At 72.5% G+C, this 22870-nt stretch carries 26 protein-coding genes; 15 read left to right on the top strand and 11 right to left on the bottom strand.

The genetic code is table 11. The annotated features are described in order from the left end of the window. Nucleotides 1–53: 53 nt before the first annotated feature. Together ACZ303_RS28475 and ACZ303_RS28470 are read right to left on the bottom strand one after the other, a co-directional pair. Nucleotides 54–260, bottom strand: coding sequence for a DUF5999 family protein (locus tag ACZ303_RS28475; RefSeq protein WP_467343327.1), 207 nt, complete (start codon nucleotides 258–260; stop codon nucleotides 54–56). A 311-nt stretch (nucleotides 261–571) separates the two neighbouring features. Next, a complete protein-coding gene (locus tag ACZ303_RS28470; RefSeq protein ID WP_467343326.1) occupies nucleotides 572–1159 on the bottom strand; it encodes a hypothetical protein in 588 nt (195 codons plus the stop codon). 494 nt (nucleotides 1160–1653) lie between these two features. Here ACZ303_RS28470 and ACZ303_RS28465 point away from each other — a divergent pair, with 494 nt between their 5' ends. Together ACZ303_RS28465 and ACZ303_RS28460 are read left to right on the top strand one after the other, a co-directional pair. Next, nucleotides 1654–3156, top strand: a complete 1503-nt coding sequence (locus tag ACZ303_RS28465) for a glutamate-cysteine ligase family protein (protein WP_467343325.1) — start codon at nucleotides 1654–1656, stop codon at nucleotides 3154–3156. A 135-nt stretch (nucleotides 3157–3291) separates the two neighbouring features. Next, nucleotides 3292–4092 (top strand): CPBP family intramembrane glutamic endopeptidase, encoded by an 801-nt coding sequence (locus ACZ303_RS28460; protein WP_467343348.1) that lies wholly within the window; start codon nucleotides 3292–3294, stop codon nucleotides 4090–4092. 16 nt (nucleotides 4093–4108) lie between these two features. On the opposite strand, the gene ACZ303_RS28455 is transcribed toward ACZ303_RS28460, so the two are convergent. Next, nucleotides 4109–4924: a PhzF family phenazine biosynthesis protein gene (locus ACZ303_RS28455; protein WP_467343324.1), complete on the bottom strand. Its 816-nt coding sequence runs from the start codon at nucleotides 4922–4924 to the stop codon at nucleotides 4109–4111. Nucleotides 4925–5160: 236 nt separating this feature from the next. Between ACZ303_RS28455 and ACZ303_RS28450 the strand changes: the two genes are divergently transcribed. The 4 genes from ACZ303_RS28450 (at nucleotide 5161) to ACZ303_RS28435 (ending at nucleotide 8726) form a co-directional block, all read left to right on the top strand. Next, nucleotides 5161–5775 (top strand): PadR family transcriptional regulator, encoded by a 615-nt coding sequence (locus ACZ303_RS28450; protein ID WP_467343323.1) that lies wholly within the window; start codon nucleotides 5161–5163, stop codon nucleotides 5773–5775. Nucleotides 5776–5929: 154 nt separating this feature from the next. After that, a complete protein-coding gene (locus tag ACZ303_RS28445) occupies nucleotides 5930–6511 on the top strand; it encodes a Clp protease N-terminal domain-containing protein (protein WP_467343322.1) in 582 nt (193 codons plus the stop codon). A 12-nt stretch (nucleotides 6512–6523) separates the two neighbouring features. Next, nucleotides 6524–7525, top strand: a complete 1002-nt coding sequence (locus ACZ303_RS28440) for an EamA family transporter (RefSeq protein ID WP_467343321.1) — start codon at nucleotides 6524–6526, stop codon at nucleotides 7523–7525. A 217-nt stretch (nucleotides 7526–7742) separates the two neighbouring features. Next, a complete protein-coding gene (locus ACZ303_RS28435; RefSeq protein WP_467343320.1) occupies nucleotides 7743–8726 on the top strand; it encodes a DMT family transporter in 984 nt (327 codons plus the stop codon). 20 nt (nucleotides 8727–8746) lie between these two features. On the opposite strand, the gene ACZ303_RS28430 is transcribed toward ACZ303_RS28435, so the two are convergent. Further along, complete coding sequence (locus tag ACZ303_RS28430; protein ID WP_467343319.1) at nucleotides 8747–9457, bottom strand: pyridoxamine 5'-phosphate oxidase family protein; 711 nt, start codon at nucleotides 9455–9457, stop codon at nucleotides 8747–8749. A gap of 35 nt (nucleotides 9458–9492) precedes the next feature. On the opposite strand from ACZ303_RS28430, the gene ACZ303_RS28425 reads away from it, so the two are divergent. Continuing rightward, nucleotides 9493–10824 carry an aminotransferase class I/II-fold pyridoxal phosphate-dependent enzyme gene (locus ACZ303_RS28425; protein WP_467343318.1) on the top strand — a complete coding sequence of 444 codons (1332 nt, stop codon included), beginning with the start codon at nucleotides 9493–9495 and terminating at the stop codon, nucleotides 10822–10824. On the opposite strand, the gene ACZ303_RS28420 is transcribed toward ACZ303_RS28425, so the two are convergent. After that, nucleotides 10815–11882 (bottom strand): DMT family transporter, encoded by a 1068-nt coding sequence (locus ACZ303_RS28420; RefSeq protein ID WP_467343317.1) that lies wholly within the window; start codon nucleotides 11880–11882, stop codon nucleotides 10815–10817. The genes ACZ303_RS28425 and ACZ303_RS28420 overlap by 10 nt on opposite strands. 74 nt (nucleotides 11883–11956) lie before the next feature. Between ACZ303_RS28420 and ACZ303_RS28415 the strand changes: the two genes are divergently transcribed. Beyond that, nucleotides 11957–12877, top strand: coding sequence for a LysR family transcriptional regulator (locus tag ACZ303_RS28415; protein ID WP_467343316.1), 921 nt, complete (start codon nucleotides 11957–11959; stop codon nucleotides 12875–12877). A gap of 11 nt (nucleotides 12878–12888) precedes the next feature. On the opposite strand, the gene ACZ303_RS28410 is transcribed toward ACZ303_RS28415, so the two are convergent. Continuing rightward, nucleotides 12889–13356: a pyridoxamine 5'-phosphate oxidase family protein gene (locus tag ACZ303_RS28410; RefSeq protein WP_467343315.1), complete on the bottom strand. Its 468-nt coding sequence runs from the start codon at nucleotides 13354–13356 to the stop codon at nucleotides 12889–12891. A gap of 223 nt (nucleotides 13357–13579) precedes the next feature. Between ACZ303_RS28410 and ACZ303_RS28405 the strand changes: the two genes are divergently transcribed. Further along, the gene (locus ACZ303_RS28405; RefSeq protein WP_467343314.1) at nucleotides 13580–14302 is read left to right on the top strand and encodes a cysteine hydrolase family protein; all 723 of its coding nucleotides are present in this window, start codon (nucleotides 13580–13582) and stop codon (nucleotides 14300–14302) included. Nucleotides 14303–14317: 15 nt separating this feature from the next. Here ACZ303_RS28405 and ACZ303_RS28400 read toward each other — a convergent pair whose 3' ends face one another. Next, a complete protein-coding gene (locus ACZ303_RS28400) occupies nucleotides 14318–14815 on the bottom strand; it encodes a Rieske (2Fe-2S) protein (RefSeq protein ID WP_467343313.1) in 498 nt (165 codons plus the stop codon). 145 nt (nucleotides 14816–14960) lie between these two features. On the opposite strand from ACZ303_RS28400, the gene ACZ303_RS28395 reads away from it, so the two are divergent. The 5 genes from ACZ303_RS28395 (at nucleotide 14961) to ACZ303_RS28375 (ending at nucleotide 18639) form a co-directional block, all read left to right on the top strand. Further along, nucleotides 14961–15785 (top strand): HipA family kinase, encoded by an 825-nt coding sequence (locus tag ACZ303_RS28395; protein ID WP_467343312.1) that lies wholly within the window; start codon nucleotides 14961–14963, stop codon nucleotides 15783–15785. Beyond that, nucleotides 15782–16177 (top strand): DUF3037 domain-containing protein, encoded by a 396-nt coding sequence (locus ACZ303_RS28390; RefSeq protein WP_467343311.1) that lies wholly within the window; start codon nucleotides 15782–15784, stop codon nucleotides 16175–16177. Before ACZ303_RS28395 ends, ACZ303_RS28390 begins: the two co-directional genes overlap by 4 nt. A 167-nt stretch (nucleotides 16178–16344) precedes the next feature. Then, nucleotides 16345–17106 (top strand): 3-oxoacyl-ACP reductase FabG, encoded by a 762-nt coding sequence (gene fabG / locus ACZ303_RS28385; RefSeq protein ID WP_467343310.1) that lies wholly within the window; start codon nucleotides 16345–16347, stop codon nucleotides 17104–17106. Between the two features lie 17 nt (nucleotides 17107–17123). Beyond that, nucleotides 17124–17876 carry an SDR family oxidoreductase gene (locus tag ACZ303_RS28380; protein WP_467343309.1) on the top strand — a complete coding sequence of 251 codons (753 nt, stop codon included), beginning with the start codon at nucleotides 17124–17126 and terminating at the stop codon, nucleotides 17874–17876. 91 nt (nucleotides 17877–17967) lie between these two features. Next, nucleotides 17968–18639 carry a uracil-DNA glycosylase gene (locus tag ACZ303_RS28375; RefSeq protein WP_467343347.1) on the top strand — a complete coding sequence of 224 codons (672 nt, stop codon included), beginning with the start codon at nucleotides 17968–17970 and terminating at the stop codon, nucleotides 18637–18639. A 34-nt stretch (nucleotides 18640–18673) separates the two neighbouring features. On the opposite strand, the gene ACZ303_RS28370 is transcribed toward ACZ303_RS28375, so the two are convergent. The 3 genes from ACZ303_RS28370 to ACZ303_RS28360 all read right to left on the bottom strand — a co-directional run bounded on the left by ACZ303_RS28370 (nucleotide 18674) and on the right by ACZ303_RS28360 (nucleotide 20170). Then, nucleotides 18674–19357: a hypothetical protein gene (locus ACZ303_RS28370; protein ID WP_467343308.1), complete on the bottom strand. Its 684-nt coding sequence runs from the start codon at nucleotides 19355–19357 to the stop codon at nucleotides 18674–18676. 102 nt (nucleotides 19358–19459) lie between these two features. Continuing rightward, complete coding sequence (locus ACZ303_RS28365) at nucleotides 19460–19981, bottom strand: DinB family protein (protein ID WP_467343307.1); 522 nt, start codon at nucleotides 19979–19981, stop codon at nucleotides 19460–19462. 54 nt (nucleotides 19982–20035) lie between these two features. Continuing rightward, a complete protein-coding gene (locus tag ACZ303_RS28360; protein ID WP_467343306.1) occupies nucleotides 20036–20170 on the bottom strand; it encodes a hypothetical protein in 135 nt (44 codons plus the stop codon). 26 nt (nucleotides 20171–20196) lie between these two features. Here ACZ303_RS28360 and ACZ303_RS28355 point away from each other — a divergent pair, with 26 nt between their 5' ends. After that, nucleotides 20197–21102, top strand: a complete 906-nt coding sequence (locus tag ACZ303_RS28355; RefSeq protein WP_467343305.1) for a Gfo/Idh/MocA family protein — start codon at nucleotides 20197–20199, stop codon at nucleotides 21100–21102. On the opposite strand, the gene lnt is transcribed toward ACZ303_RS28355, so the two are convergent. Further along, entirely contained in the window at nucleotides 21074–22633 is a 1560-nt protein-coding gene (lnt, locus tag ACZ303_RS28350; protein WP_467343304.1) for an apolipoprotein N-acyltransferase, read from the bottom strand. The two genes, ACZ303_RS28355 and lnt, sit on opposite strands and share 29 nt — an antisense overlap. Between the last annotated feature and the right edge of the window lie 237 nt (nucleotides 22634–22870).

Here is a 22870-nt window from a genome sequence, read left to right as displayed (position 1 = left end):
ATGTGCGTGGTGCTTTATGTGATCTGTCGTGCGTGGTGGTGAGAGTTGTGAGCTCAGGCAGCGGTCACCACGTGATCGGTGTCCAGCGGCCGGTGCGGCGCGATGATCTGGCCGTCCGGCAGCAGCTCACCGGTGTCCTCGAAGCAGAGGACGCCGTTGCACAGCAGGCTCCAGCCCTGCTCCGGGTGGTGCGCCACGAGGTGTGCGGCTTCCCGGTCGGCTGAGTCGGCTGATGGGCACGTGGGCTGGTGCTGACACATGGGAGATTTCTTTCGCTGCGATGTGGTGGCTGTCCTGCGGCTCGATGCGGTGGTCATGCCGCCCCCCGTTGATGAATCGGTTGGTCGATACCAGTGTTGCCCTACGGGCGTGATTCCGCAGGGATTTCCCGGCAGCGCTCCTCACAGGTTGATGACGCGTCACCCGTGCGGGCGGTTGCCACCAACCACACTGCCCCTTCGGACGGTTAGGGATGGTCATGCGGGACTAGTCCGGCAGGATGAGCACAGATGTGCGCCCCGCGACCGGCCGCGGGGCGCGTACGGGCGCGGGCGGCCCGGGAGGAACGGTGTCAGGCGGGTGTCTTGAGCAGGGACGCCGGGGTGAGCCGCAGGGTGAGGGCCGACAGCAGGTCGGCGAAGCGGTGCGGGCGGTGCGCGGCGATGCCCGGTGGCGCCGGGGCGAGCGGCACCAGCAGATCACCCGGGGCCGGCAGCCCGGACGCGGCGTCCGCGGTGATGTCGCCGTGGAGCCAGAGGGTGAGCATGTAGAGCTGTGGCACGGACAGCAGTCGCGGCTGGTACGGCGTCGGCAGCGCCTCGGCCTGGCGCAGCGCGCGTTCGGTGGAGTCGAGGTAGGGGCCCTCGAAGAAGTGGGAGAACGCCCAGCCGTCCGGCGTCAGCGCCGTCTCGCCGGCGGCCACCGTGCGCTCCGCCCCGCGGATCTGGAAGCGCCAGCCGGTGAGCCGGGTGCGAGGGGTGCCGCCGCGGTGGGTGACCTGCTCCAGAACGTGGACGGGCAGGGGGAGTTCGGGCGTGAGGGGGCCATGCGCGGACTTCAGGGACGGGGTGCGCGCCTCGCGTACGGCGGTGGGGGAGCCGAGGGCGGTGACGACGCTGAGCAGGGCAGGCGCGGGGGCAGGGGGGACATGCAGCGGCATGGTCGGTCGCCTCTCACTTCGGAGACACGTTGTGCTGGGCAGGTGCGGACGACGCTGTCAGCGTGCGGGGTCAGAGGGGGGCCGGGACCGATCCGGGTGGCGGGGCCGGGGCGCCTGCTCTCTGCCTCGTCTCCGAAGTTTATACGACACATGTTCACATGGTGTTTCGCCTAGCTGTCGCGCGTATTTCGCACAAGGGGAAATCCGGGCCGCCTGCCGGGGTGATTTCGGTGATTCTGTGCCGGATTCGCGCGCGCCACCTCGTAGTATTCACCGGGCAGGGTAGGCCGGATCTCGTCGGTGTTTATCACCAGCGTTCTGCGTGAAAACGGCGCTTTGTGCCATGCCGACGGAATGTGCCACCGCGTGCGTACCGGCGAGCCTACTGGGTATGCGGCTCCGGCGGGGCGTTATCGATCACATTGGCTGGGCATCATCGACCGTGACCCGGGCGGCCGGCGCTACGGGCGACCCGTGCGAGGAAGGACGCCGCGATGGGTGAGAAGGTCGTGGCCGAGGGGTTCGCTCTCGCCGACCGGCAACACCACCGGGACAAGCTCCGGCAGTGCCTGGACATGTTGGCGAGGCTTCTGGCGGAGAAGCGATTCGACCGGCCCAGGAATCTCATGGGCCTGGAGATCGAGCTGAATCTCGCGGGGCCCGACGGCATGCCGAGCATGGTGAACGCCGAAGTGCTGAATCGTATCGCCAGCGGGGATTTCCAGACCGAACTCGGGCGATTCAACCTTGAGGTGAACATTGTTCCGCACCGGCTCTCCGGGCGGGTGCTCGATCAGCTCGCCGAGGAGCTGCGCACGGGTCTGTCCTATGCCGATCGCAAAGCCATGGAGGTCGATTCCGGGATTGTGATGATCGGTATTCTGCCCACCCTTCAGGAACGTCATCTCGTCTCCGCGAATCTCTCCGAAGCCGACCGTTACACCCTGCTCAACGACCAGATCGTCGCCGCCCGCGGCGAGAACTTCACGATCGATATCGAGGGCGTCGAGCGGCTGACCAGCACCGCGGCGTCGATCGCCCCCGAAGCCGCGTGCACCTCCGTCCAATTGCATCTGCAGGTGACCCCCGGGCGCTTCGCGGCCGTGTGGAACGCCGCCCAGGCCGTGGCCGCCGCGCAGATCGCCGTCGGCGCCAACTCCCCGTTCCTCTTCGGCCGGGAGCTGTGGCGCGAGTCGCGCCCGCCGCTGTTCGTCCAGTCCACCGACACCCGGCCGCCCGAGCTCAAGGCGCAGGGCGTCCGGCCGCGCACCTGGTTCGGGGAGCGCTGGATCGATTCCGCGTACGACCTGTTCGAGGAGAACCTCCGCTTCTTCCCGCCCCTGCTGCCCATCTCCGACGACGAGGACCCGACGAAGGTCCTGGAGGAGGGGGGTGTGCCGCAGTTGCACGAGCTCACCCTCCACAACGGCACCGTCTACCGCTGGAACCGCCCCGTCTACGCGGTCGCCGACGGCGTGCCGCATCTGCGGGTCGAGAACCGGGTGCTGCCCGCCGGCCCCACCATCACCGATGTCATCGCCAACACCGCGTTCTACTACGGGCTGGTCAGGGCGCTCGCCGAGGAGCCCCGCCCGGTGTGGACACGGCTGCCGTTCTCCGTCGCGGCGGAGAACTTCGACACCGCCTGCCGGCACGGCATCGACGCCTGGCTGCGCTGGCCCAAGGCGGGGCGCGCCGGCGGTCTGGCCCGGATGCCGGCCGTCCGGCTCGTACAGGAGGAGCTGCTGCCGCGGGCGGCGGCGGGGCTCGACGCGTGGGGCGTCGAACCGGCCGACCGCGACCGCTACCTCGGCGTCATCGAGGGACGCTGCCTGCGTCGCGCGAACGGCGCCTCCTGGCAGGCCGCCACCTACCACCGGGCGCTGGACCAGGGGCTGGACCGGGACAAGGCCCTGGCCGCCACCACCCGCCGCTACTGCGAGCTGATGCGCACCGGGGAGCCGGCGCACACCTGGCCGGAGGGGATCGGGACCTGACACCGCCGCACCCCCTGCCGCACCGCCGAGGGGCCGTCGGGCAAGCTGTGACGACGGTTTGTCGTCGTGGACGACGACGCGGCGGGGAAAGTGGAGGCGGTTGTGCGGCAGAACGCGTGGGGCGAGGGCGAGACCCTGCCGGGCGCCCCTTCCGGCACGCCGGCGGACGAGGCCGCCCGGCGGCGCGTGCTGGGCCGCGAGACGCTGTTGGTCCTCGCGCTGTCGCTGGGGGCCAGCGCGGTATCGGCGCTCATCAGTTTCGTCGGCGCCGCCACCCGGCCCGGCGGCCTCAAGGACCAGGCCGCCCACCTCAACGCCTCGCAGGCCCCCGGCCGGCCGTGGCTGGATCTCTCCTGGCAGGTCTTCGGCGTCGCGACGGCGCTCGTGCCCGTCTTCCTCGTGGCGCACCTGCTGCTGAGGGAAGGCGGAGACCGCGGCGGCCTGCGGGTCATCGGCTTCGACCGGACCCGTCCCGCCTTCGACCTCGGCCGGGGGACGGCGCTCGCGGCGGCCATCGGCGGCACCGGGCTGCTCTTCTACCTCGGGGTGCGGGCGGTCGGGTTCAATCTCACCGTGGTGCCGGAGTCGCTGCCCGACGTGTGGTGGAAACTCCCGGTCCTGATCGCCTCCGCCGTGCAGAACGCGGTCCTGGAGGAGGTCGTGGTCGTCGGCTATCTGCTGCGCAGGCTCGGGCAGCTGGGCTGGACGCCGACGGCGGCCCTCGTGGCGAGCGCCGCGCTGCGCGGTTCGTACCACCTCTACCAGGGGATCGGCGGGCTCGTCGGCAACATGGTGATGGGCGTGGTGTTCGTGCTGCTCTACCGGCGGTGGGGGCGGGTCGGGCCGCTGGTCGCCGCGCACGCGCTGATAGACATCGTCGCGTTCGTCGGCTACGCCCTGCTCGCGGGCAAGGTGGGCTGGCTGCCCACGGCTTGACCGGCCCCCGGGAGCCTCAGGCGAGCAGCTCGCCGTCGATGACGGTGACGGCGCCGCCGGTCAGCAGCGTGCGGTCGCCGCGCAGCCCGGTCCGTACGAGCCCGGTGCGCGTGGACGCCTGGAGACCCGTCAGGTCGTCGCGGCCGAGGCGCGCGGACCAGAAGGGCGCGAGGGCGGTGTGCGCGCTGCCGGTCACGGGGTCCTCGTCGATGCCGACGTTGGGGAAGAAGCAGCGCGAGACGTAGTCGTAGCCGCGCGTGGGGTCCTCGGCCGCGGCGGTGGCGATGACGCCGCGGTGGGAGTGCCGGGCGAGCGACGGGATGTCGGGGGACAGCGACCGTACGGTCTTCTCGTCGGCGAGCTCGACCATGAGGTCGCCGATGTGCGGGCCGGTGTCGTGGGCGGAGAGCGGTTCGGCGCCGAGCGCGCCGGCGACCCCGTCGGGCGTGGCCACCGGGGTGAGGGGCGCGGTCGGGAAGTCGAGGGTGATCGAGCCGTCCGGGTGGGTGGTCGCGGTGAGGATTCCGCAGCGTGCGGCGAAGCGCACGGTGCCGGTGGCGGTGCCCGTGGTGTGCAGGACGTGCGCGGTGGCCAGCGTGGCGTGGCCGCACATGTCGACCTCGGCGGCGGGGGTGAACCAGCGCAGGGCCCAGTCGGCTTCCCCGCCCGCGGGCAGCGGATGGGCGAAGGCGGTCTCGGAGAGGTTGACCTCGGCGGCGATCCGCTGGAGCCGGTCGTCGTCGGGGAAGTGATCGGAGTCGAAGAGCAGGACCCCTGCCGGGTTGCCGGCGAAGGGGCGGTCGGTGAAGGCGTCGACGATTCGTATCCGCATGCGGGGACCGTACGGGCCACTGAGGCGCCGGGACAGGGCCAATCCATGAAATCTGGACCGGAATCGGCGGTCGGGAGGGGCCGCTGAAGGAGCCAGTGGCGGGAGTCGGCGGGGTGGGCGGCGGACGGGGCGGGCGGGGTGGACGGAAACGCTTCGGGGATTGCCATGCGATCGGTTCCGATATATCGTTGAAGCATCGCGACTGATCAAGACCTATCAGTGATGGGAGGGACGTCATGTGGCGTTCGCATGGACATGAGCACCATGAGCACCATGAGCACTGTGGGCCCGGCCGTCGTGGTCCGGGTGAGTTCGAGGGGCGGCGGGCCGCGTTCGGCCCCTTCGGGCCGGGTTTCGGCGGTCCGCCGTTCGGGGGGCCGCGGGGCCGCGGACGTGGCGGCCCGGGCGGCAGGGCGCGGCGCGGTGACGTCCGCGCGTCGATCCTGGCGCTGCTGAAGGACCGGCCGATGCACGGGTACGAGATGATCCAGGAGATCGCCGAACGCAGTGGCGGCGCCTGGAAGCCGAGCCCCGGATCGGTCTATCCCACGCTCCAGATGATGGAGGACGAGGACCTGATCGAGAGTGAGAGCGAGGGCGGCAAGAAGCTGTTCACTCTCACCCGGGCGGGCCGCGCCGAGGCCGACGCGGGCTCCGACGCGCCGTGGCAGGACGTCGGCCGCGGGGTCGACTGGGAGTCGATGCAGGAGATCCGGCAGGCGGGCTTCGCGCTGATGGAGGCCTTCGGGCAGGTCTGGAAGACCGGCAGCAAGGAGCAGCGCGAGAAGGCGCTGGCCGTCATCAACGAATCGCGCAAGAAGCTGTATCTGATCCTCGCCGACGAGGGCTGACCCGGACCGGTTCGCCGGCACCGTCCCTGAGGACATTTCCGCCCTCATCCTCCTCAAGGATGAGGGCGGAGCCGTTCGTGCCCAACCCGCGTGGGATGCGCGAATGCTCCCCGCCGGGGATGACGTGGCGGCGTGGGGCTGATGGGGTGGGAAGGTGCAAAGCCGTACACGTGATACCGAACCGGTCGGCACCGCCTGTGAGAGCCTGCTCAGCGCCGAGTTGGCCGCCACCGTCGCGGGCGCCCGCAGGCGCGCCGTCCGCGACGGCGACCGGCAGATCGACACCGCGCAGCTGCTGCACACGCTCCTCGAAGCCGACCCCGAGGCGTGCCGCGTCGTGGACGGCGACGGCGCGGGCCGGGTCGTACGGCTGCTCGGCTATCTCGTCCAGCGCACCATCGGCTACGGGCTGCGGTGGAGCGGCACGGTCGAGGACACCGGTGCCCTGCCCGCCTTCCGGGACAGCCGGGCGCCCGGCTGGTCGCGGCCGGCGGGGGCGGCCCTGGAAGGCGCGTTCGCCCGAGCCCGGGCAAGGGACGCCGGCCGGGTCACGGGTCTCGACCTGCTCGCCGCTCTCGCCGTTGACGACCGGTGCCGGGCCGCGGAGGTGTTGCGCCGGGCCGGAGTCGATCTTCAGTCGCTCCTCGCGCGGCTCGGCGCCACCCCGGCCGCGACGACGCGTCTCACCCCGTCTCATGTCATGAGCGAAGGGGGTGACGGTCATGTCATCGGCTGACATGATGCTCCGATGCATGGTTCTGATGTGTCTCGGGGGAGGAGCGCCGGCCTCGGGTGGGCGCTGGTGTCCGCGCTCGCGTTCGGCGGATCGGGTGTCGCGGCCAAGCCGCTGATCCTCGCGGGTCTGGACCCGCTCCATGTCGTCTGGCTGCGCGTGGCCGGCGCGGCTCTGGTCATGCTGCCCGTCGCCTGGCGCCACCGCGCCCTGCTGACACGCAGGCCCGCCCTCCTCGCGGGGTTCGGGCTGCTGGCCGTCGCGGGCGTCCAGGCCTGCTACTTCGCCGCGATATCCCGCATCCCCGTCGGGGTGGCACTGCTGGTCGAATACCTCGCCCCCGCGCTCGTGCTCGGCTGGGTGCGCTTCGTCCAGCGGCGCCCGGTGAGCCGGGCCGCGGCCGTTGGCGTCGTCCTGGCCGTCGCCGGACTCGCCTGCGTGGTGGAGGTGTGGTCGGGGCTGAGCTTCGACGCGGTGGGGCTGCTGCTGGCGCTCGGCGCGGCCTGCTGCCAGGTGGGTTACTTCGTCCTCTCCGACCACGGCAGTGACGGCGACGAGCCCGCCGACCCGGTCGGCGTCATCGCCTACGGCCTGCTGATCGGCACCGTGATCCTCACCGCCGTCGCACACCCGTGGGCCATGGACTGGCAGGTGCTCGCCGGGAGGGTCGACATGAACGGGACGCCGCTGCCCGCCGCTCTGCTGCTCGCCTGGATCGTCCTGATCGCGACGGTGGCCGCCTATCTGACCGGGGTCGTCTCGGTGCGCAGGCTCTCGCCGCAGGTGGCCGGGGTGGTCGCCTGTCTGGAGGCGGTCATCGCGACCGTACTGGCCTGGGTGCTGCTCGGTGAGCACCTCTCCGCGCCGCAGATCGCGGGCGGTGCGGTGGTGCTGCTGGGAGCCTTCATCGCGCAGAGCTCCGCGCCGAAGGCCGCCGCAGACGGGCCGGTTGCCCGCGCCGAGGGCGTGGCGGCGGACACCGAGGAGGAGTTGTCGGCCGGAACCCGGTCGGCATAGGCTCCCGATCATGCCGATGACCGTTCTGCCGCCTCCCGCCGCCTAGCGCGGGCGGCCGCTCCCGGAGGACCGGGCCCGGGGCGAGGCCCCGGGCGGATCGCCGCTGCCCGCACAGAGGACTACGCGATCACCTCATGTCTTCCGCGGGAGAACAGTCATGCCCCATTCCTCTTATTCCCCCTGCCCTTCCTCCGCCACGTCGCCTTCGCACGTCCCCGTGCCGGAGTCCCCGGCCGGCATACCCGTCGGTCGCGGACTGCTCTACGTCGCCGTGGCGGCCGCCTCCTGGGGCACCACGGGTGCCACCGCCGACCTGGTCATGGAGGGCAGCGGGCTCGGCCCCGTCGCCCTCACCTTCTGGCGCACGGCCGGTGGGCTCCTACTGCTGCTGGCGGTGTGGGCACTTCGGCGGTGCCGCACGGTCCGTACGGACGTCCGCGCCGCCCGCCCGTACGAACCGCTGCCGCGCGGGGTCGGGCGCGTCCTGATCACCGGCGTGGGCCTGACCGTCTTCCAGGTGGCCTACTTCGGGGCCGTGGAGGGCACCGGGATCGCGGTCGGCACCGTGGTGACGCTGGGCGCCGCGCCGGTACTGGTGGCGCTCGGCGGCAGGCTGTTCATGGGCGAACGGCTGGGCGGAGGCGGTGTGCTGGCGGTGTCCGGGGCGTTCGCCGGGCTGGCCGTGCTGATGCTCGGCAATGACGGTACGGGCGCGGTGCGCCCGGTGGGTGTGGCCCTGGCGCTGCTGTCCGCCGCGGGCTACGCGGTCGTCACCCTTTACGCGCGGTTCCTGGAGCGCGAGGGCCGGTCCACCGATCCGTTCACCACGACGGTGACGTCCTTCGTGGTCGGGACGGTCTGTCTGCTGCCCCTGGCCGCCGTCGAGGGGCTGTGGCCGCACGCCCGCGAACTGGGCCGCACGCTCGGGCTGATGGCCTACCTGGTGACGGTGCCCACCGCACTCGCCTACGGGCTGTTCTTCGCGGGCCTGGTGGTGGTGCGGGCCACCACCGTCTCGGTGATCACCCTGCTGGAGCCGGTCACGGCAGCGGTCATCGCGGTGGCTCTGCTCGGTGAGCACCTCACCGCGGCGACGGCGGCGGGCGCCGCGGTGCTGCTGTGCGCGGTGGTCGCACTGGCCGTCGCCGAGGCGCGCGGGCAGGCCGCGCCGGCTCTCGGCGGGGCGGTCACGCGAAGGTGAGGATCACGCGGAGGTGAGGGTCACAGAACGGTGAGGTAGTCCGGCACGGGGATGCCCGGGGTGAGGTCGTCGGCCGGGACCGGGGTGCCGTAGACGGTGGTCACGGGGACGACGCCGGCCCAGTGGGGGAGGGTGATGTCCTCCGGGTCGTCCCCGGGGCCGGCGTCGCGGACCTTGGCGGAGGCCTCGGTGAGGTCGACGCGCAGCACCGCCGTCGCGGCGAGCTCCCTGGGCGACGCGGGGCGGGAGTCCGCGGACCGGCCCGGCACGACCTGGTCCACGAGCGCGTCGAGCGCGGCCCTGCGCTCGGCCTCCTCGGTCACCTGGCGGGCGGTGCCGTGCACCACGACCGAGCGGTAGTTGAGGGAGTGGCTGAAGGCCGAGCGCGCCAGGACCAGACCGTCGAGGTGGGTGACGGTCACACAGACCGGCATGCCGGGGTCCTCGGTCAGCGAGGCGTCGCGCAGCGGGCGGGACCCGGTGGAGCCGTGCACGTAGAGGCGGTCGCCGATGCGGCCGTAGAGCGTCGGCAGGACGATGGGGGCCCCGTCACGGACGAAGCCGAGGTGGCAGACGTAGCCCGCGTCCAATATCGAGTGGATCAGCTCGCGGTCGTAGGAGCCGCGCTCGCGGTGGCGGGTCAGGGCGGTCCGCTCGGTCGGCTCGAAAGACGCGGCAGCCGTGCCGGGCGAGGTGCCGGGCGTCGTGGCGGCCGTGGCGGGAACAGACATTGCGCACTCCATTGCACTAGTGCATACTGGGCTTTGTGCTAGGAGAGTATCGGATTCAAGGTCGTCGCGCAGCGGACATCTCCGCGAGCGTGGAGCGTGCTGTCGGTGCGGGCAGCCTCGCTCCGGGCGAACTGCTGCCACCGATGCGCGAGTTGGCGGTCGAGCTGGGCGTCAATCCCAATACGGTCGCGGCCGCTTATCGCACCCTGCGCGAGCGGGGAGTGGTCGAGACGGCCGGCCGCAGGGGCACCCGGGTGCGCCATCGCCCGGCCAGCACCCACCGCGAGCTGATCCGGGTGGAGGCGCCCGAGGGTGTGCGCGACGTCTCCACCGGCAACCCCGACCCGGCGCTGCTGCCCCCGCTCGCCGACGCCCTCGCCGCGGCCGCCGCGCGCGCCGCCGAACGGCCGGTGCTCTACGGCGCGCCCGCCGTCGACACCGAGCTGGAGCGGCTGGCCCGCGCCGCCTTCACGGAGGAGGGCGTGCCGGACGGACCGCTGGCCGTCACCTCCGGGGCCCTCGACGCCATAGAGCGTGTACTGAGCGCGCATCTGCGGCCCGGCGACGCCGTCGCGGTCGAGGACCCGGGCTGGGGCAGCCTCCTCGACCTCGTCCCGGCCCTGGGCCTGCGCCCCGTCCCCGTCGCCCTCGACGACGACGGCCCCCTGCCCGAGGACACCGACCGGGCCCTGCGGCAGGGAGCCCGGGCGCTGATCGTCACCGACCGCGCGCAGAATCCCACGGGGGCGGCGATCGGCCGCGTCCGCGCCCGCGAGCTGCGGGCCGTCCTCGCGGGGCATCCGCAGGTGCTGCTCATCGAGGACGACCACGGCCACGGCATCGTCGACGTGCCGCTGCGCCCCCTGGCGGGGGTCACCGACCACTGGGTGGTGGTGCGTTCGGTCGCCAAGGCGTACGGGCCGGATCTGCGGCTCGCGGTGATCACCGGGGACCCCGTCACCGTGGACCGGGTGCGCGGCCGGCAGCGCCTCGGCTCCGGCTGGGTCAGCCATGTGCTCCAGGACGCCGTGCTGCACCTGTGGCGGAGCGGCGCCGTGGACACCCCGGCGGTGGCGGCCTCGTACGGGCGGCGTCGGGAGGCGCTCGTGGGGGCGCTGCGGGAGCGGGGGATCGCCGCGCACGGGCGCAGTGGCATGAATGTGTGGCTGCCGGTGCCCGACGAGGCCGCGGCGGTGGCACGGCTGTTGCACGCCGGGTGGGCGGTGGCTCCGGGCGCCCGCTTCCGGCTGGCATCGCCGTCCGCTGTCCGGCTGACCGTCTCCCCGCTCGCCATGGACGAGATAGGGCCGGTCGCGGACGCGCTGGCGTCCGTGACCGGCCCGGTGTCGACGGGGCGTTACGACTGAGTCCCGCGGCCCGCCTTCCTGGGGGCGGAGCGCGCCTTGCTCTGGGTGAGCGCCGCGCCGGCCAGCACGATCAGGGCGCCGACGGGGGTGTTCCAGGTGAGGCGTTCATCGAGGACGAGCACGCCCGCCACGGTCGCGACGAGGGGGATGAAGTAGGTCGTCAGGGTCGCGGTCGTCGGCCCGACCTCGGCGACCAGTCCGTACTGCACGAGGAAGGCCAGGCCCGTGCCCAGGGCGCCCAGTGCGAGGACGGCCAGCAGGGGCACGGTGGGGAAGGAGGTCGGCAGCGGGCTGAGCAGCGGGGCGACGACGGCCAGCTGGACCGCGCCGAGCAGCAGCTGGGCACCGGACATCGACAGATGGGAGTCGCCGGTGGAGGACAGGGTCCGCCGGACGTAGATCCAGCCGACCGCGTAGCTGGCGGAGGCGATCAGCGCCATCGCCGTGCCCGTCGGGTCCTGCCCGTCGAAGCCCTGCCAGGCGCCGAGGACGGTGAGCACGCCGAGGAAGCCGATGCCCAGCCCGGCGAACCGGCGCCGGGTGGGCCGGTCCTCGGAGAGGGCGACGAGCGAGAGCACCATGCCCCACAACGGGGTGGTGGCGTTGCAGATGCCGGCGAGGGTGGAGGGGATGCGCACCTCGGAGTAGGCGAAGAGCGTGAAGGGGAGGGCGTTGAGAAGGAACGCCGCGACGGCCAGGTGCCCCCAGGTGCGGGCGCGCCGGGGCAGCCGCTCCCGCTTGACGGCCAGGGCCGCGACGAGCACCGCCGTGCCGAAGAGCATGCGGCCGAGCGAGACGTACGCCGGGGCGAAGCCGTCGGTGCCGAGCTTGATGAACAGGAAGCTGCATCCCCAGATCAGGGCGAGCGCACCGAAGCGGATCCGCCAGTCCAGGCTCGGGCGTCCCGGTCGGCCGCCATCGGCGCCATCCGCGGTCCGGGGGGCGCCGGATGCCGGGGCCCGGGAGGCGGGGGAGCCGGAAGCAGCCGGAGAAGCGGGGGGAGTCGGGGCCGAGGAGTCGGGAGAAGCGATGGTGCCCGTGGTGCTTATGGTGCGCATGAGCATAACAATGAGGCTCCGCACGCATTAGAACAAGCAAATAAAACTGGTGCCTATCGCGTAGCATTCCTTACATGTTGAACCTGGACCGCCTGCGCACCCTCAATGCCGTCGCCCGCCATGGCTCCGTCAGCGCCGCCGCGGACGGACTGCACGTGACGACCTCGGCCGTCTCGCAGCAGCTCGCCAAGCTGGAGCGCGAGACCGGCCAGCAGCTGCTGGCCAAGCAGGGCCGCGGCGTGCGCCTGACCGACGCCGGCCGGCTGCTCGCCGACCACGCCTCGCGGATCCTCTCCCAGGTCGAGCTCGCGCAGGCCGACCTGGAGGCCCAGCGCGGCGAGGCCGTCGGCGAGCTGCTGCTCGGCGCCTTCCCCACGGCCGCCCGCGGGCTCTTCCCCACCGCCCTCGCCGAGCTGCGCCGCGCCCACCCGCAACTGCGCGCCTGCCTGGAGGAGATGGAACCCGACCAGGCCGTGCCCCGGGTCGTGCGCGGTGACATCGACGTCGCCGTCGTCCTCGACTGGTACAACAAGCCGCTGCCCATGCCCGACGGCCTGGCCAAGGCCCAGATCCTCGACGACCTCGCCGATGTGGCGATGCCCGCCGACCACCCCCTCGCCGACCGGCGCGAGGTGGATCTGGAGGACTTCGCCGCCGACGACTGGGTCTCCTGGCCCAGGGGCGAGTTCTGCCACGACTGGCTGATGCTCACGCTCCGCGGCAAGGGCATCGAGCCCCGCATCTCCCACATGGCCGAGGAGCACCACACCCAGCTCGCCCTCATCGCGGCCGGACTCGGCGTCGCGGTCGCGCCGCGGCTCGGCCGGGGCCCGGTACCGGACGGGGTGCGCGTCGTGCCCGTACGCCACACCATGCGCCGCCACGTCTACGCGGTCTGGCGCGCGGACGCCGACCGCAGGCCCTCGATCCGTGCGGCGGTGGACGCGCTGCGGGCGGCGGGCGAGACGGTGTCCGGCCTGCCCGCACCCCGCTGAGGGTCTCCTCCTCAGCCGCCCGGCAGCTTGCGGAAGTCCCAGGAGGCCACCGCCTCCGGCGTCAGGCGCAGCCACGCGTGCCGGCCGTCGTGCGGCATCGCGGACAGGCCGAAGTACTTGGCGGCGAACAGCGCCTCGACGGGGTCGAGGCCGGGACACCGCAGGCCCGTGCGCGGCGCCTCGCCGACGAACGCCGCCGTGCCGGACAGTTCGGCGCCGCGCAGCTCCCCGTACTCCCGGCCGTCGTCGACCACCACCGCCACCCGGGCGTCCCGCCGCAGCTCGGCCCACCGGCGGCTGCGGACGAGGGAGTACAGCCACAGCGCGTCCCCGTCCCAGACGAACCACAGCGCGCCCACGTGCGGCCGGCCGTCCCGGCCGACCGTCGCCACCCGGCAGGTGCGCTGTTCGGTGAGGAAGGCGTCGAGCTCCGCCCGCGTCATCATGATCCGGCGGCCCCGCCGCTGGGTGGTGGTCATCCCGCACCTCCCTGGAGTTCTGACTGGGTGTCAGGAATCATGAGGCCTCTTCCTCCACGACGCAATGCCCGTTAGCCTCACGCGATCCGGCGATCCGGCGATCCGGCGATCCGGCGATCCGGCGATCCGGCGATCCGGCGATCCGGCGATCCGGCGATCAGCGCGATCCCGCGAGCTCCGACCCCGCCCGATCCGACCCCGCCACCACCTGACGAGGGAGCCCATGGCGCCTCCGGAACCGCACGCCCAGCGACCGCACGCCGAGCGACCCCGCGCCGAGCCGCTCCCCGAGCCGCGCAACGGACCGCGCGCCGATCCGCTCCCCGAGCTGTTCGATCCGGCCGAGACCGTGCTCCTGACCGTCGAATGCCAGCGCGGTGTCGTCGGCCCCGACAGCGCCCTGCCCGAACTCGCCACCGTGGCGCGCGCCTCCGGCGCCCTCCTCAATGTCGCGCGCCTGGTCGCCGGCGCGCACTCCGCCGGAGTCCAGGTCGTCCACGCGATCGCCGAGCGCCGCCCCGACGGCCGTGGCGCCGGCCGTAACGCCCGCCTCTTCCGCGCCGCCGAGCGGCTGCCCGTACAGCAGCTCGCGGGCACCACGGCCGTCCGCGTCGCCGAGCCGATCCCCGTCGCTGACAGCGACCTGGTCGTACGGCGGCTGCACGGGCTCTCACCGCTCGCCGGCACCGGCCTGGACGCCCTGCTGCGCAACCTCGGCTGCCGCACCCTGGTCGTCACCGGCGTCTCGGCCAACGTGGCGATACCGAACGCCGTCTTCGACGCGGTCAACCTCGGTTACACGGCCGTCGTCCCCGCCGACGCCATCGCCGGAGTGCCCGCCGAGTACACGGCGGCGATGATCCGCCACACCCTCGCCCTCGTCGCCACCGTCACCACCGCCGAGGCCGTGCTGCGCGACTGGCGGCGCCCGCACCGGCCGCGCTGACCCGGCGGGGCGGCCTCAGCCCAGCTGGATCGCATCACCCTGCACCGTGACGCCCTGCGGCGGCAGCGGCCGCCGCGCGGGCCCGCCCCGGACACTGCCGTCCGTGACGCTGAACTTGCTGCCGTGACAGGGACAGTCGATCGTCCCGTCGGCCACCTGCTTCACGAGGCACCCCTGATGGGTGCAGACCGCCGAGAACGCCTTGAACTCACCCTTCGCGGGCTGCGTCACGACCACCTTGCGGTCCGCGAAGACCTTCCCGCCGCCCACCGGGATCTCCGAAGTGCGGGCCAGGACGTCACCCTTGGGCGCCGCCTCCTTCGGCGTCCCGTCCGCGCCCGACGGCGTGGCGGGCTGCTGCCCGGGCTTCGTCTCCTCGGCCCCCTGGTCCCCCTTGCCTCCCTTGTCGTCCGAGCCGCACGCGGCGAGCGCGGCCACGAGGCCGGTGGCCCCCGCGGCGGCGACGAGAGTGCGGCGGCTCGTGCCGGCCCGGACCGGTGACGAATGCGTCATGATCGCTCCTCTGAACTGAGCTCGCTGGTTCATGGGAGTTATACGGCCGCGGAGCCGCCCGCGTTCAGTGCCCCGCCGCCGACGGCGGAAGAAGGCGCGCACGGGCGGTACCGGATACCTCCCCGTACCGCAGTAGCCTGGGGCGATGCTCCCCGAAGTCATCGCCACCCGCTATGTCACGCCCTTGCGTGAGGGTGGCTCGCTCCCCGGGATCGTCGAGGCCGACGATCTCGGTACGTACGTCATGAAGTTCACCGGCGCCGGCCAGGGCCGCAAGACCCTGGTCGCCGAGGTCATCTGCGGACAGCTCGGCCGGGCCCTGGGCCTGCGGGTGCCGGAGCTGGCCCGGATCCGGCTCGACCCGGTCATCGGCCGGGGCGAGCCGGACCAGGAGGTGCAGGGCCTGCTGAAGGCCAGCGGCGGGCTCAACCTCGCCATGGACTTCCTGCCCGGCGCGCTGGGCTTCGACCCGCTGGCCTTCGAGACGGACGCGGCCGAGGCCGGGCGCGTGGTCTGGTTCGACGCGCTCATCAACAACGTCGACCGCTCCTGGCGCAATCCCAACCTGCTGGTGTGGCACGGCCGGCTGTGGCTCATCGACCACGGCGCCACCATGATCTGGCACCACAACTGGCCCACGGCCGGCGCGGCGGCCGGCAAGGCCTACGACGCCTCCGACCACGTCCTGGCCTCCTTCGGCCCGGACATCGCGGCCGCGGCCGCCGAGCTCGCCCCGCGGATCACCGAGGAACTGCTGACCGCGGTCGCGGCCGACGTCCCCGACGAATGGCTCGTGGACGAGCCGGGCTTCGCCGACCCGGACGAGCTGCGCCGCGCCTATGTGGAGGTGCTCCTGGAGCGCGCGGCGGGCATCGGCGACCGGATCACCCTGGGCGAACGCAGCAAGGACAAGCCCTCGCAGGCCCCGGAGTGGGTGCGTGTCAGGCTCGATGGAAGGGCCGGAAAATGACCGGGCGCCACAATGGACGCGATGTTTTCGAGTACGCGCTGCTGCGCGTCGTCCCGCGCGTGGAGCGCGGTGAGCAGATCAACGCCGGGGTCGTCGTCTACTGCCAGGCGAAGTCCTTCGTCAAGGCCCGGGTCCACCTGGACGAGGCGCGGCTGCTGGCCCTCGACCCGGCGGCCGACGTCGAGGGAGTACGGGCCGCGCTGTGCGCCGTCGAGGGCGTCTGCCTCGGCGGGGAGCGGGCCGGACAGGCCGCGGGGGACGACCCCGGGCGGCGGTTCCGGTGGCTGATCGCGCCGCGTTCCACGGTCGTACAGCCCGGCCCCGTGCACACCGGGCTGACCGCCGACCCCGAGGGCGAACCGGAGCGTCTGCTCGACCTGCTGGTGAGGTGAGCCGTGAAGCGTTGACAGCGGGTGGCGGGGCTTCTAGCGTCTGATCCACAAGCTACTAAGCGGTTGCTCACCTGTTCGCGCTCGTCGGTTCCCGGAGCGCCGGGGGAGCGGCCGCCGGAGCCGAGCGCGACGTCGATGTCGACGTTCCGAGGTGAGGAGAGCCCCGCATGTCCACCACCGAGCAGCGTGTGGCCGTTGTGACGGGCGCGGCCCGTGGCATCGGCGCCGCGACCGCGGTCCGCCTGGCCGAAGAGGGGTGCGCGGTCGCCGTCCTCGACCTCGACGAGGCGGCCTGCGCGGACACCGTGGAGAAGATCACGGCGGCGGGCGGCAAGGCCCTCGCCGTCGGCTGCGACGTCTCCGACGCGGCTCAGGTGGACGCCGCCGTCGCCCGGATCGCCGCCGAGCTGGGCGCGCCGGTGATCCTCGTCAACAACGCCGGCGTGCTCCGCGACAACCTGCTGTTCAAGATGAGCGAGGACGACTGGGACACGGTCCTGAACGTCCACCTGCGGGGTGCGTTCCTGATGTCGCGCGCCTGCCAGAAGCACATGGTGGACGCCGGCTTCGGCCGTGTCGTCAACCTCTCCAGCAGCTCCGCGCTCGGCAACCGCGGCCAGGCCAACTACGCCGCCGCCAAGGCCGGTATGCAGGGCCTCACCAAGACCCTGGCCAAGGAGCTCGGTAAGTTCGGCATCACCGCCAACTCCGTCGCCCCCGGCTTCATCGCCACCGACATGACCGCCGCCACCGCCGCCCGCGTCGGCATGGGCTTCGAGGACTTCAAGGCCGCGGCGGCGAGCCAGATCCCCGTCCAGCGCGTCGGGGAGCCCGAGGACATCGCCAACGCCGTCGCCTTCTTCACGGACGAGCGGGCCGGCTTCGTCTCCGGCCAGGTCCTGTACGTGGCCGGCGGACCGCTCAACTGACGGGGACGGACGCACTCATGACCGCACAGGACAGCGGAAAGGTCGCCCTCGTCACGGGCGCCAGCCGCGGCATCGGATACGGCATCGCCCAGGCGCTGGTCGCCCGGGGCGACCGCGTCGTCATCACCGGACGCAACGAGGACACCCTCAAGGCGGCCGTCGAGGCCCTCGGCCCCGACCGGGTGCTCGGCGTCGCCGGCAAGGCACACGACGAGGCCCACCAGGCCGCCGCCGTGGAGCGCGCCATGGACGCCTTCGGGCGCGTCGACTACCTCGTCAACAACGCCGGTACGAACCCCGTGTTCGGCCCGATCGCCGACCTCGACCTCGCCGTCGCCCGCAAGGTCTTCGAGACCAACGTCATCTCCGCGCTCGGCTTCGCCCAGCGGACCTGGCGGGCGTGGCAGAAGGAGAACGGCGGCGCGATCGTGAACATCGCCTCCGTCGCCGGGCTCGGCGCGTCCCCCTTCGTCGGCGCGTACGGCATCAGCAAGGCCGCCATGGTCAACCTCTCGCTCCAGCTCGCGCACGAGATGGCACCGGGCGTACGGGTCAACTCCATCGCCCCCGCCGTGGTGAAGACCAAGTTCGCCGCCGCCCTCTACGAAGGGCGCGAGGAGGAGGTCGTCGCCTCGTACCCGCTCGGACGGCTGGGCGTGCCGGAGGACATCGGGGGAGCGGCGGCCTTCCTGCTCTCCGACGCCGCCGGGTGGATCACCGGGCAGACGCTCGTGGTGGACGGCGGGATCTTCCTCAACGCGGGGTTCTGACGCTCGACGTCGGCGTTGTCAGTGGTCGCCGGTAAGTTCTTGGGTGAGAACGGAACGAACCCCGGAGGTTGTTGACGTGACCGTCACCGACATGCTGCCCGAATCCTGGCGCGGAGTCCTCGGCGAGGAGCTGGAGAAGCCCTATTTCAAGGAGCTCATGGACTTCGTCGAGGAGGAGCGGGCCAAGGCGCCGGTGTACCCGCCGCGCGGGGAGGTCTTCGCCGCTCTCGACGCGACCCCTTACGAGCAGGTGAAGGTCCTCGTCCTCGGACAGGACCCCTATCACGGCGCGGGCCAGGGGCACGGCCTGTGCTTCTCGGTCCGGCCCGGGGTGAAGACCCCGCCCTCGCTGCGCAACATCTACAAGGAGATGCGCGAGGAGCTCGGCTATGACGTGCCGGACAACGGCTTCCTCATGCCGTGGGCCCAGCAGGGCGTCCTGCTGCTCAACGCCGTCCTGACGGTCCGGGGCGGGGAGCCCAACTCCCACAAGGGCAAGGGCTGGGAGAAGTTCACCGACGCGGTCATCCGCGCGGTGGCCTCCCGCCCCGACCCGGCCGTCTTCGTGCTCTGGGGCAACTACGCCCAGAAGAAGCTGCCCCTGATCGACGACAACCACCACACCGTCGTCAAGGGCGCCCACCCCTCGCCCCTCTCGGCGAAGAAGTTCTTCGGCAGCCGCCCCTTCACCCAGATCAACGAGGCGGTCTCGGCCCAGGGCCACGAGCCGATCGACTGGCGCATCCCGGACCTCGCGATCTGATCCACCACCCCGGGCACCGAGCCCCCGCCGGGGTTCATTGCCCGTAGACCTGGCCACAGATGCGGGAGGCGTCGCCGCCCTGCTGCCAGTGGCCGTATTCATGGCCGAGCGAGCAGATGCCCTTGCCGCGCCGGGGCGGCGGGGCGACCGGCGCGGGGGCCTCGCGGTGGCTTTCGGGTGCCCGTTCCGGTTCGGATGCCCGGCCGGTGATCGTGGTCGTCGGCGGGACTGGTGCCTGCTCAGGGGGACCTGAGGAAGGGCCCCGGCGTGAGGGCGCCGCTCGGCGGTCCGCCGGGTGGGCGGGGCTCCAGGTGTCCGAAGGGCCGGACGGGCCGGACGGGGACGATCTGTCCCTTCCACCTGAGCCGCCCGAACCACGCGAACCACCCGAGCCGCCCGGGCCGTGGACACCCTCCGACTCGGGGGAGTCGTACGAGCCGCCCCACTCGTCCGGCCGGGTCCGGCCGTGCCCGTCCCGCACGGCGCCGAGGTCGTCCGACAGGGCTCCGCGCCCGTCCCGAGGATCCCCCGGGGACGCCGGTGCCCCCTTCTCCGGGGCATCCGGGCCCGTCATGACCAGCGACTCGCGGGCGGGGCCCGGCAGGAAGCGGGGTTCGGCGGCGCCGGACAGACGGGGCGGGGAATGCGGCGCGGTGCGCGGAGAGACGGACACGCAGCCGACGGCGGCCGCCATCGTCATCACCGTCAGAGCTGTCACTACGGGCAGTCGATGCACTCGCTCAACTCTGCTGCCCCGCAAGGCCCATTGGGAATGCCCCGCACGAGTGACGCGTGATCACTCGCGCGACATCCCGGCCGGTCAGTCCCCCGCGGCGCCGTCGATCCGCTCGCGGATGAGGTCCGCGTGGCCGTTGTGGCGCGCGTACTCCTCGATCATGTGGGTGTAGACCCACCGCACGTCGAACGTCTTGCCCGTGCGGTGCTTTCCAAGACTGAGATCGTCCAGCGAACGCCCCCGCGTCACCTCGCGGGCCAAGGCGATCTGCTCCTGCCAGGTGGCGTAGGCCTCTTCCCAGGTGTCCTGCTCGGTGAAGTGGAACTCCCCGTCGGGGTCCTCCTCGGTGACGTAGATCGGTTTGGTCTCGCCCCCGGCGACGACATTGCGGAACCAGCCGCGCTCGCACTCGGCCATGTGCCGGACGAGACCGAGCAGGGTCAGCTCCGACGGCGGCGCCGACGCCTCGCGCAGCTGCTCATCGGTAAGGCCCGCGCACTTCAGGGCCAGCGTGGCCCGGTGGTGGTCGAGCCAGCCCTCCAGGCTGGTGCGTTCGTCGCAGACGGTGGGCAGCTCGGGGCGCTCAGGGAGATCCATGGGCGCCATACTGACGTCTCTCACCCCCTCCCGCCAGGGGTTATCGCCGCTCACCGCTTCCGATCACGCCGTGCGGCAGCCTGCGCCTTGCGCACCGTCGGCCTCGCCGCGCTCGACCTCCTCGGCTCCCGTGCCGCCCCGCGCGGCCTCGACGGAGTGGCCGATCGGCGACCACCCGTACACACGTATGCTGCTCAAACGGAGACGCGCACCAGGGAGGCTCAGTGAAGGTCGGCTGCATCGGGCTCGGGGACATCGCTCAGAAGGCATATCTGCCGGTCCTCACCACCCAGCCCGGTATCGAACCCCACCTCCACACCCGGACCGCCGCCACCCTCGACCGCGTCGGGGACACCTACCGCGTCCCGGACGCCCACCGCCACGCCGACCTCGACTCGCTCCTGGCGGCCGGCCTCGACGCGGCGTTCGTCCACGCGGCGACCGCGGCGCACCCCGAGATCGTCACCCGCCTCCTCGAAGCGGACGTGCCGGTCTACGTGGACAAGCCCCTCGCGTACGACCTCGCCGGCAGCGAGCGGCTCGTGCGCCTCGCCCAGGAGCGGGGGGTGAGCCTGATGGTCGGCTTCAACCGCCGCTACGCACCCGGCTACGCCCAGTGCCTGGAGCACCCGCGCGACCTCGTCCTCCTCCAGAAGAACCGCGTCGGCCTCGCCGAGGACCCGCGCACCCTCGTCTTCGACGACTTCATCCACGTCGTCGACACCCTGCGCTTCCTGGCGCCCGGCACCGTCGACCACATCGACGTACGGGCCAGGGTCCGCGACGGCCTCATGCACCACGTCGTGCTCCAGCTCTCCGGCGACGGCTTCACCGCCATCGGCACCATGAACCGGATGAGCGGCTCCACCGAGGAGGTCCTGGAGGTCTCCGGCCGGGACACCAAGCGCCAGGTGCTCAATCTCGCCGAGGTGGTCGACCACAAGGGTCAGCCGAGTGTCCGCCGCCGCGGCGACTGGGTGCCCGTCGCCCGCCAGCGCGGCATCGAGCAGGTCGTCCTGGCCTTCCTCGACGCGGTACGGGCCGGCAAGGTGCTGGACGCGGAGGACGCCCTGCTCACCCACGAGCTGTGCGAGCGGGTCGTCAACGCCGCTCTGGAGCAGGCTTCCTGACGCGGCGTCGCCGCACCGCCCGTACGCCCTCGAAGGCGGCGTAGCAGGCGAGGACCGCCAGCGCGCCGAGGACGGCCCAGTCGCCGGCGCGGACGTACGGGCTGGTGCCCCGCGCCAGCGGCACGTCGTAGACGGCCGACGCGCTGCGGTCCGTGCCCAGCCGCTCGCCCACCGTCCTGCCGCGCGGGTCGGCGACCACGCTCACTCCGGTCAGCGTCGCGTGCACCATCGGCCGCCAGGTCTCGGCGGCCCGCAGCGCGGCCAGCGAGGCGTGCTGCCCCGGTGCCCAGCTGTGCTGGAAGGACGAGGTCGCCGACTGGGCGACGAGCAGCCGCGCCCCGTCGCCCGCCAGCTTCCGGCTCATGTCCGGGAACGCCGACTCGAAGCACACCAGCGGGCCGATCCGCAGCCCGCCCGCGTCCGGCGGCCGCATCACCACCCGCGCCGCGCCGCGCCTGCGGTCCTCGCCCGCCGCCTTGCCCACGGAGGTGGCCCAGCCCAGCACCGAGCGCGCCGGCACGTACTCCCCGAAGGGCACCAGCCGCATCTTGTCGTAGCGGTCACCGGTCGGGCCGTCGGGGCCGATGAGCACGGAACTCTTGAAGATCCCGGGCCGGTCCGAGCGCCGGGCGTCGACGTTCACGAGGAGATCCGCGCCGACCGCCCGGGACAGCGCGGCCAGCCGGTTCCGCAGATCGGGCCGCTGCCCCAGATCCTGGCCGACGCTGCTCTCGCCCCACACCACCAGGTCCGGGCGCTGTCCGGCCAGCCGACGGGTCAGCTCCTCCTCGCGGTCGAAGCGTCGCTGCGGGCTGTGCTCGCCGGAGACGACCCCGGGCTGTACGACCGCGATCCGCACCGTCCCCGCGGCCTCGGGCAGCGGTGCCCACACCCACACGGAAGCGACGGCCGCGGCGCAGGCGATCACCCCGGCCAGACCGGTGATACGGCTGTGAGCCGAACAAATCAGCGTGGTGAGAGCGGTGTTGAGGGACACCAGGAGGAAACTAACCAGCCAGATCCCACCCACCGAAGCGATCCTCAGCGCGGGAGCGACCTGCCATTGACTGGCACCGAACAGCCCCCAGGGGCCGCCCAAATACTCCCAGGAACGGGCAAGTTCGACCATCAACCACGCGGCGGGTACGACCAGCAGGGCCGACGCGGCCCGGCCGACCCCGGGTGAGCCGCCCAGCAGCCGGTGCACCACCACGCCCCACGGCGCCCACAGCAGCCCCAGCAGCGCGGCCAGTACCAGAATGAAGACATGCAGGCTCGGCAGCAGCCAGTGGTGCACGGCCAACAGGAAGCCGGACCCGCCGAGCCACCCGTCGAGCGCCGCCCGGCGGGCCGTGGCGGCCGAGCGGATCAGGAGCAGCCACGGAACGAGCGCGGCGTACGCGAGCCACCACAGCGCCGGCGCGGGGAAGGCCAGCGCGGGCAGCGCACCCGCCCCGGCCGCCGCGGCCGCACGCCACCAGGGCCGGGTGAGCGCCGGTGCGTACCGCCGGGCCGCCGATGCCACTGCCATGCCATGCCTCCGAGGGCCAGCCGATCACCAGTGTCGGGAGTCGTCGGTGTTCATCCCCGCTCCATGCGAGCGAGAACCGGTCAACCCTTGGCCTTTCGAACAGGGGAGGACCGTGGTGAAGAAACCCGACAACGGTGTGCAATATTCAACCGTTTCACACCCTCCAGGGGAACCTATTTGGCTCGATTCGATCGAAAACGATCCGAAGTGAGCCTTGCGTCCGGTGCTGGAAAGGTG

Source organism: Streptomyces sp. NPDC023527 (assembly GCF_055560115.1).
The sequence above is the reverse complement of the archived record's forward strand: the minus strand, read 5'-3'. Positions and strand labels throughout refer to the sequence as shown.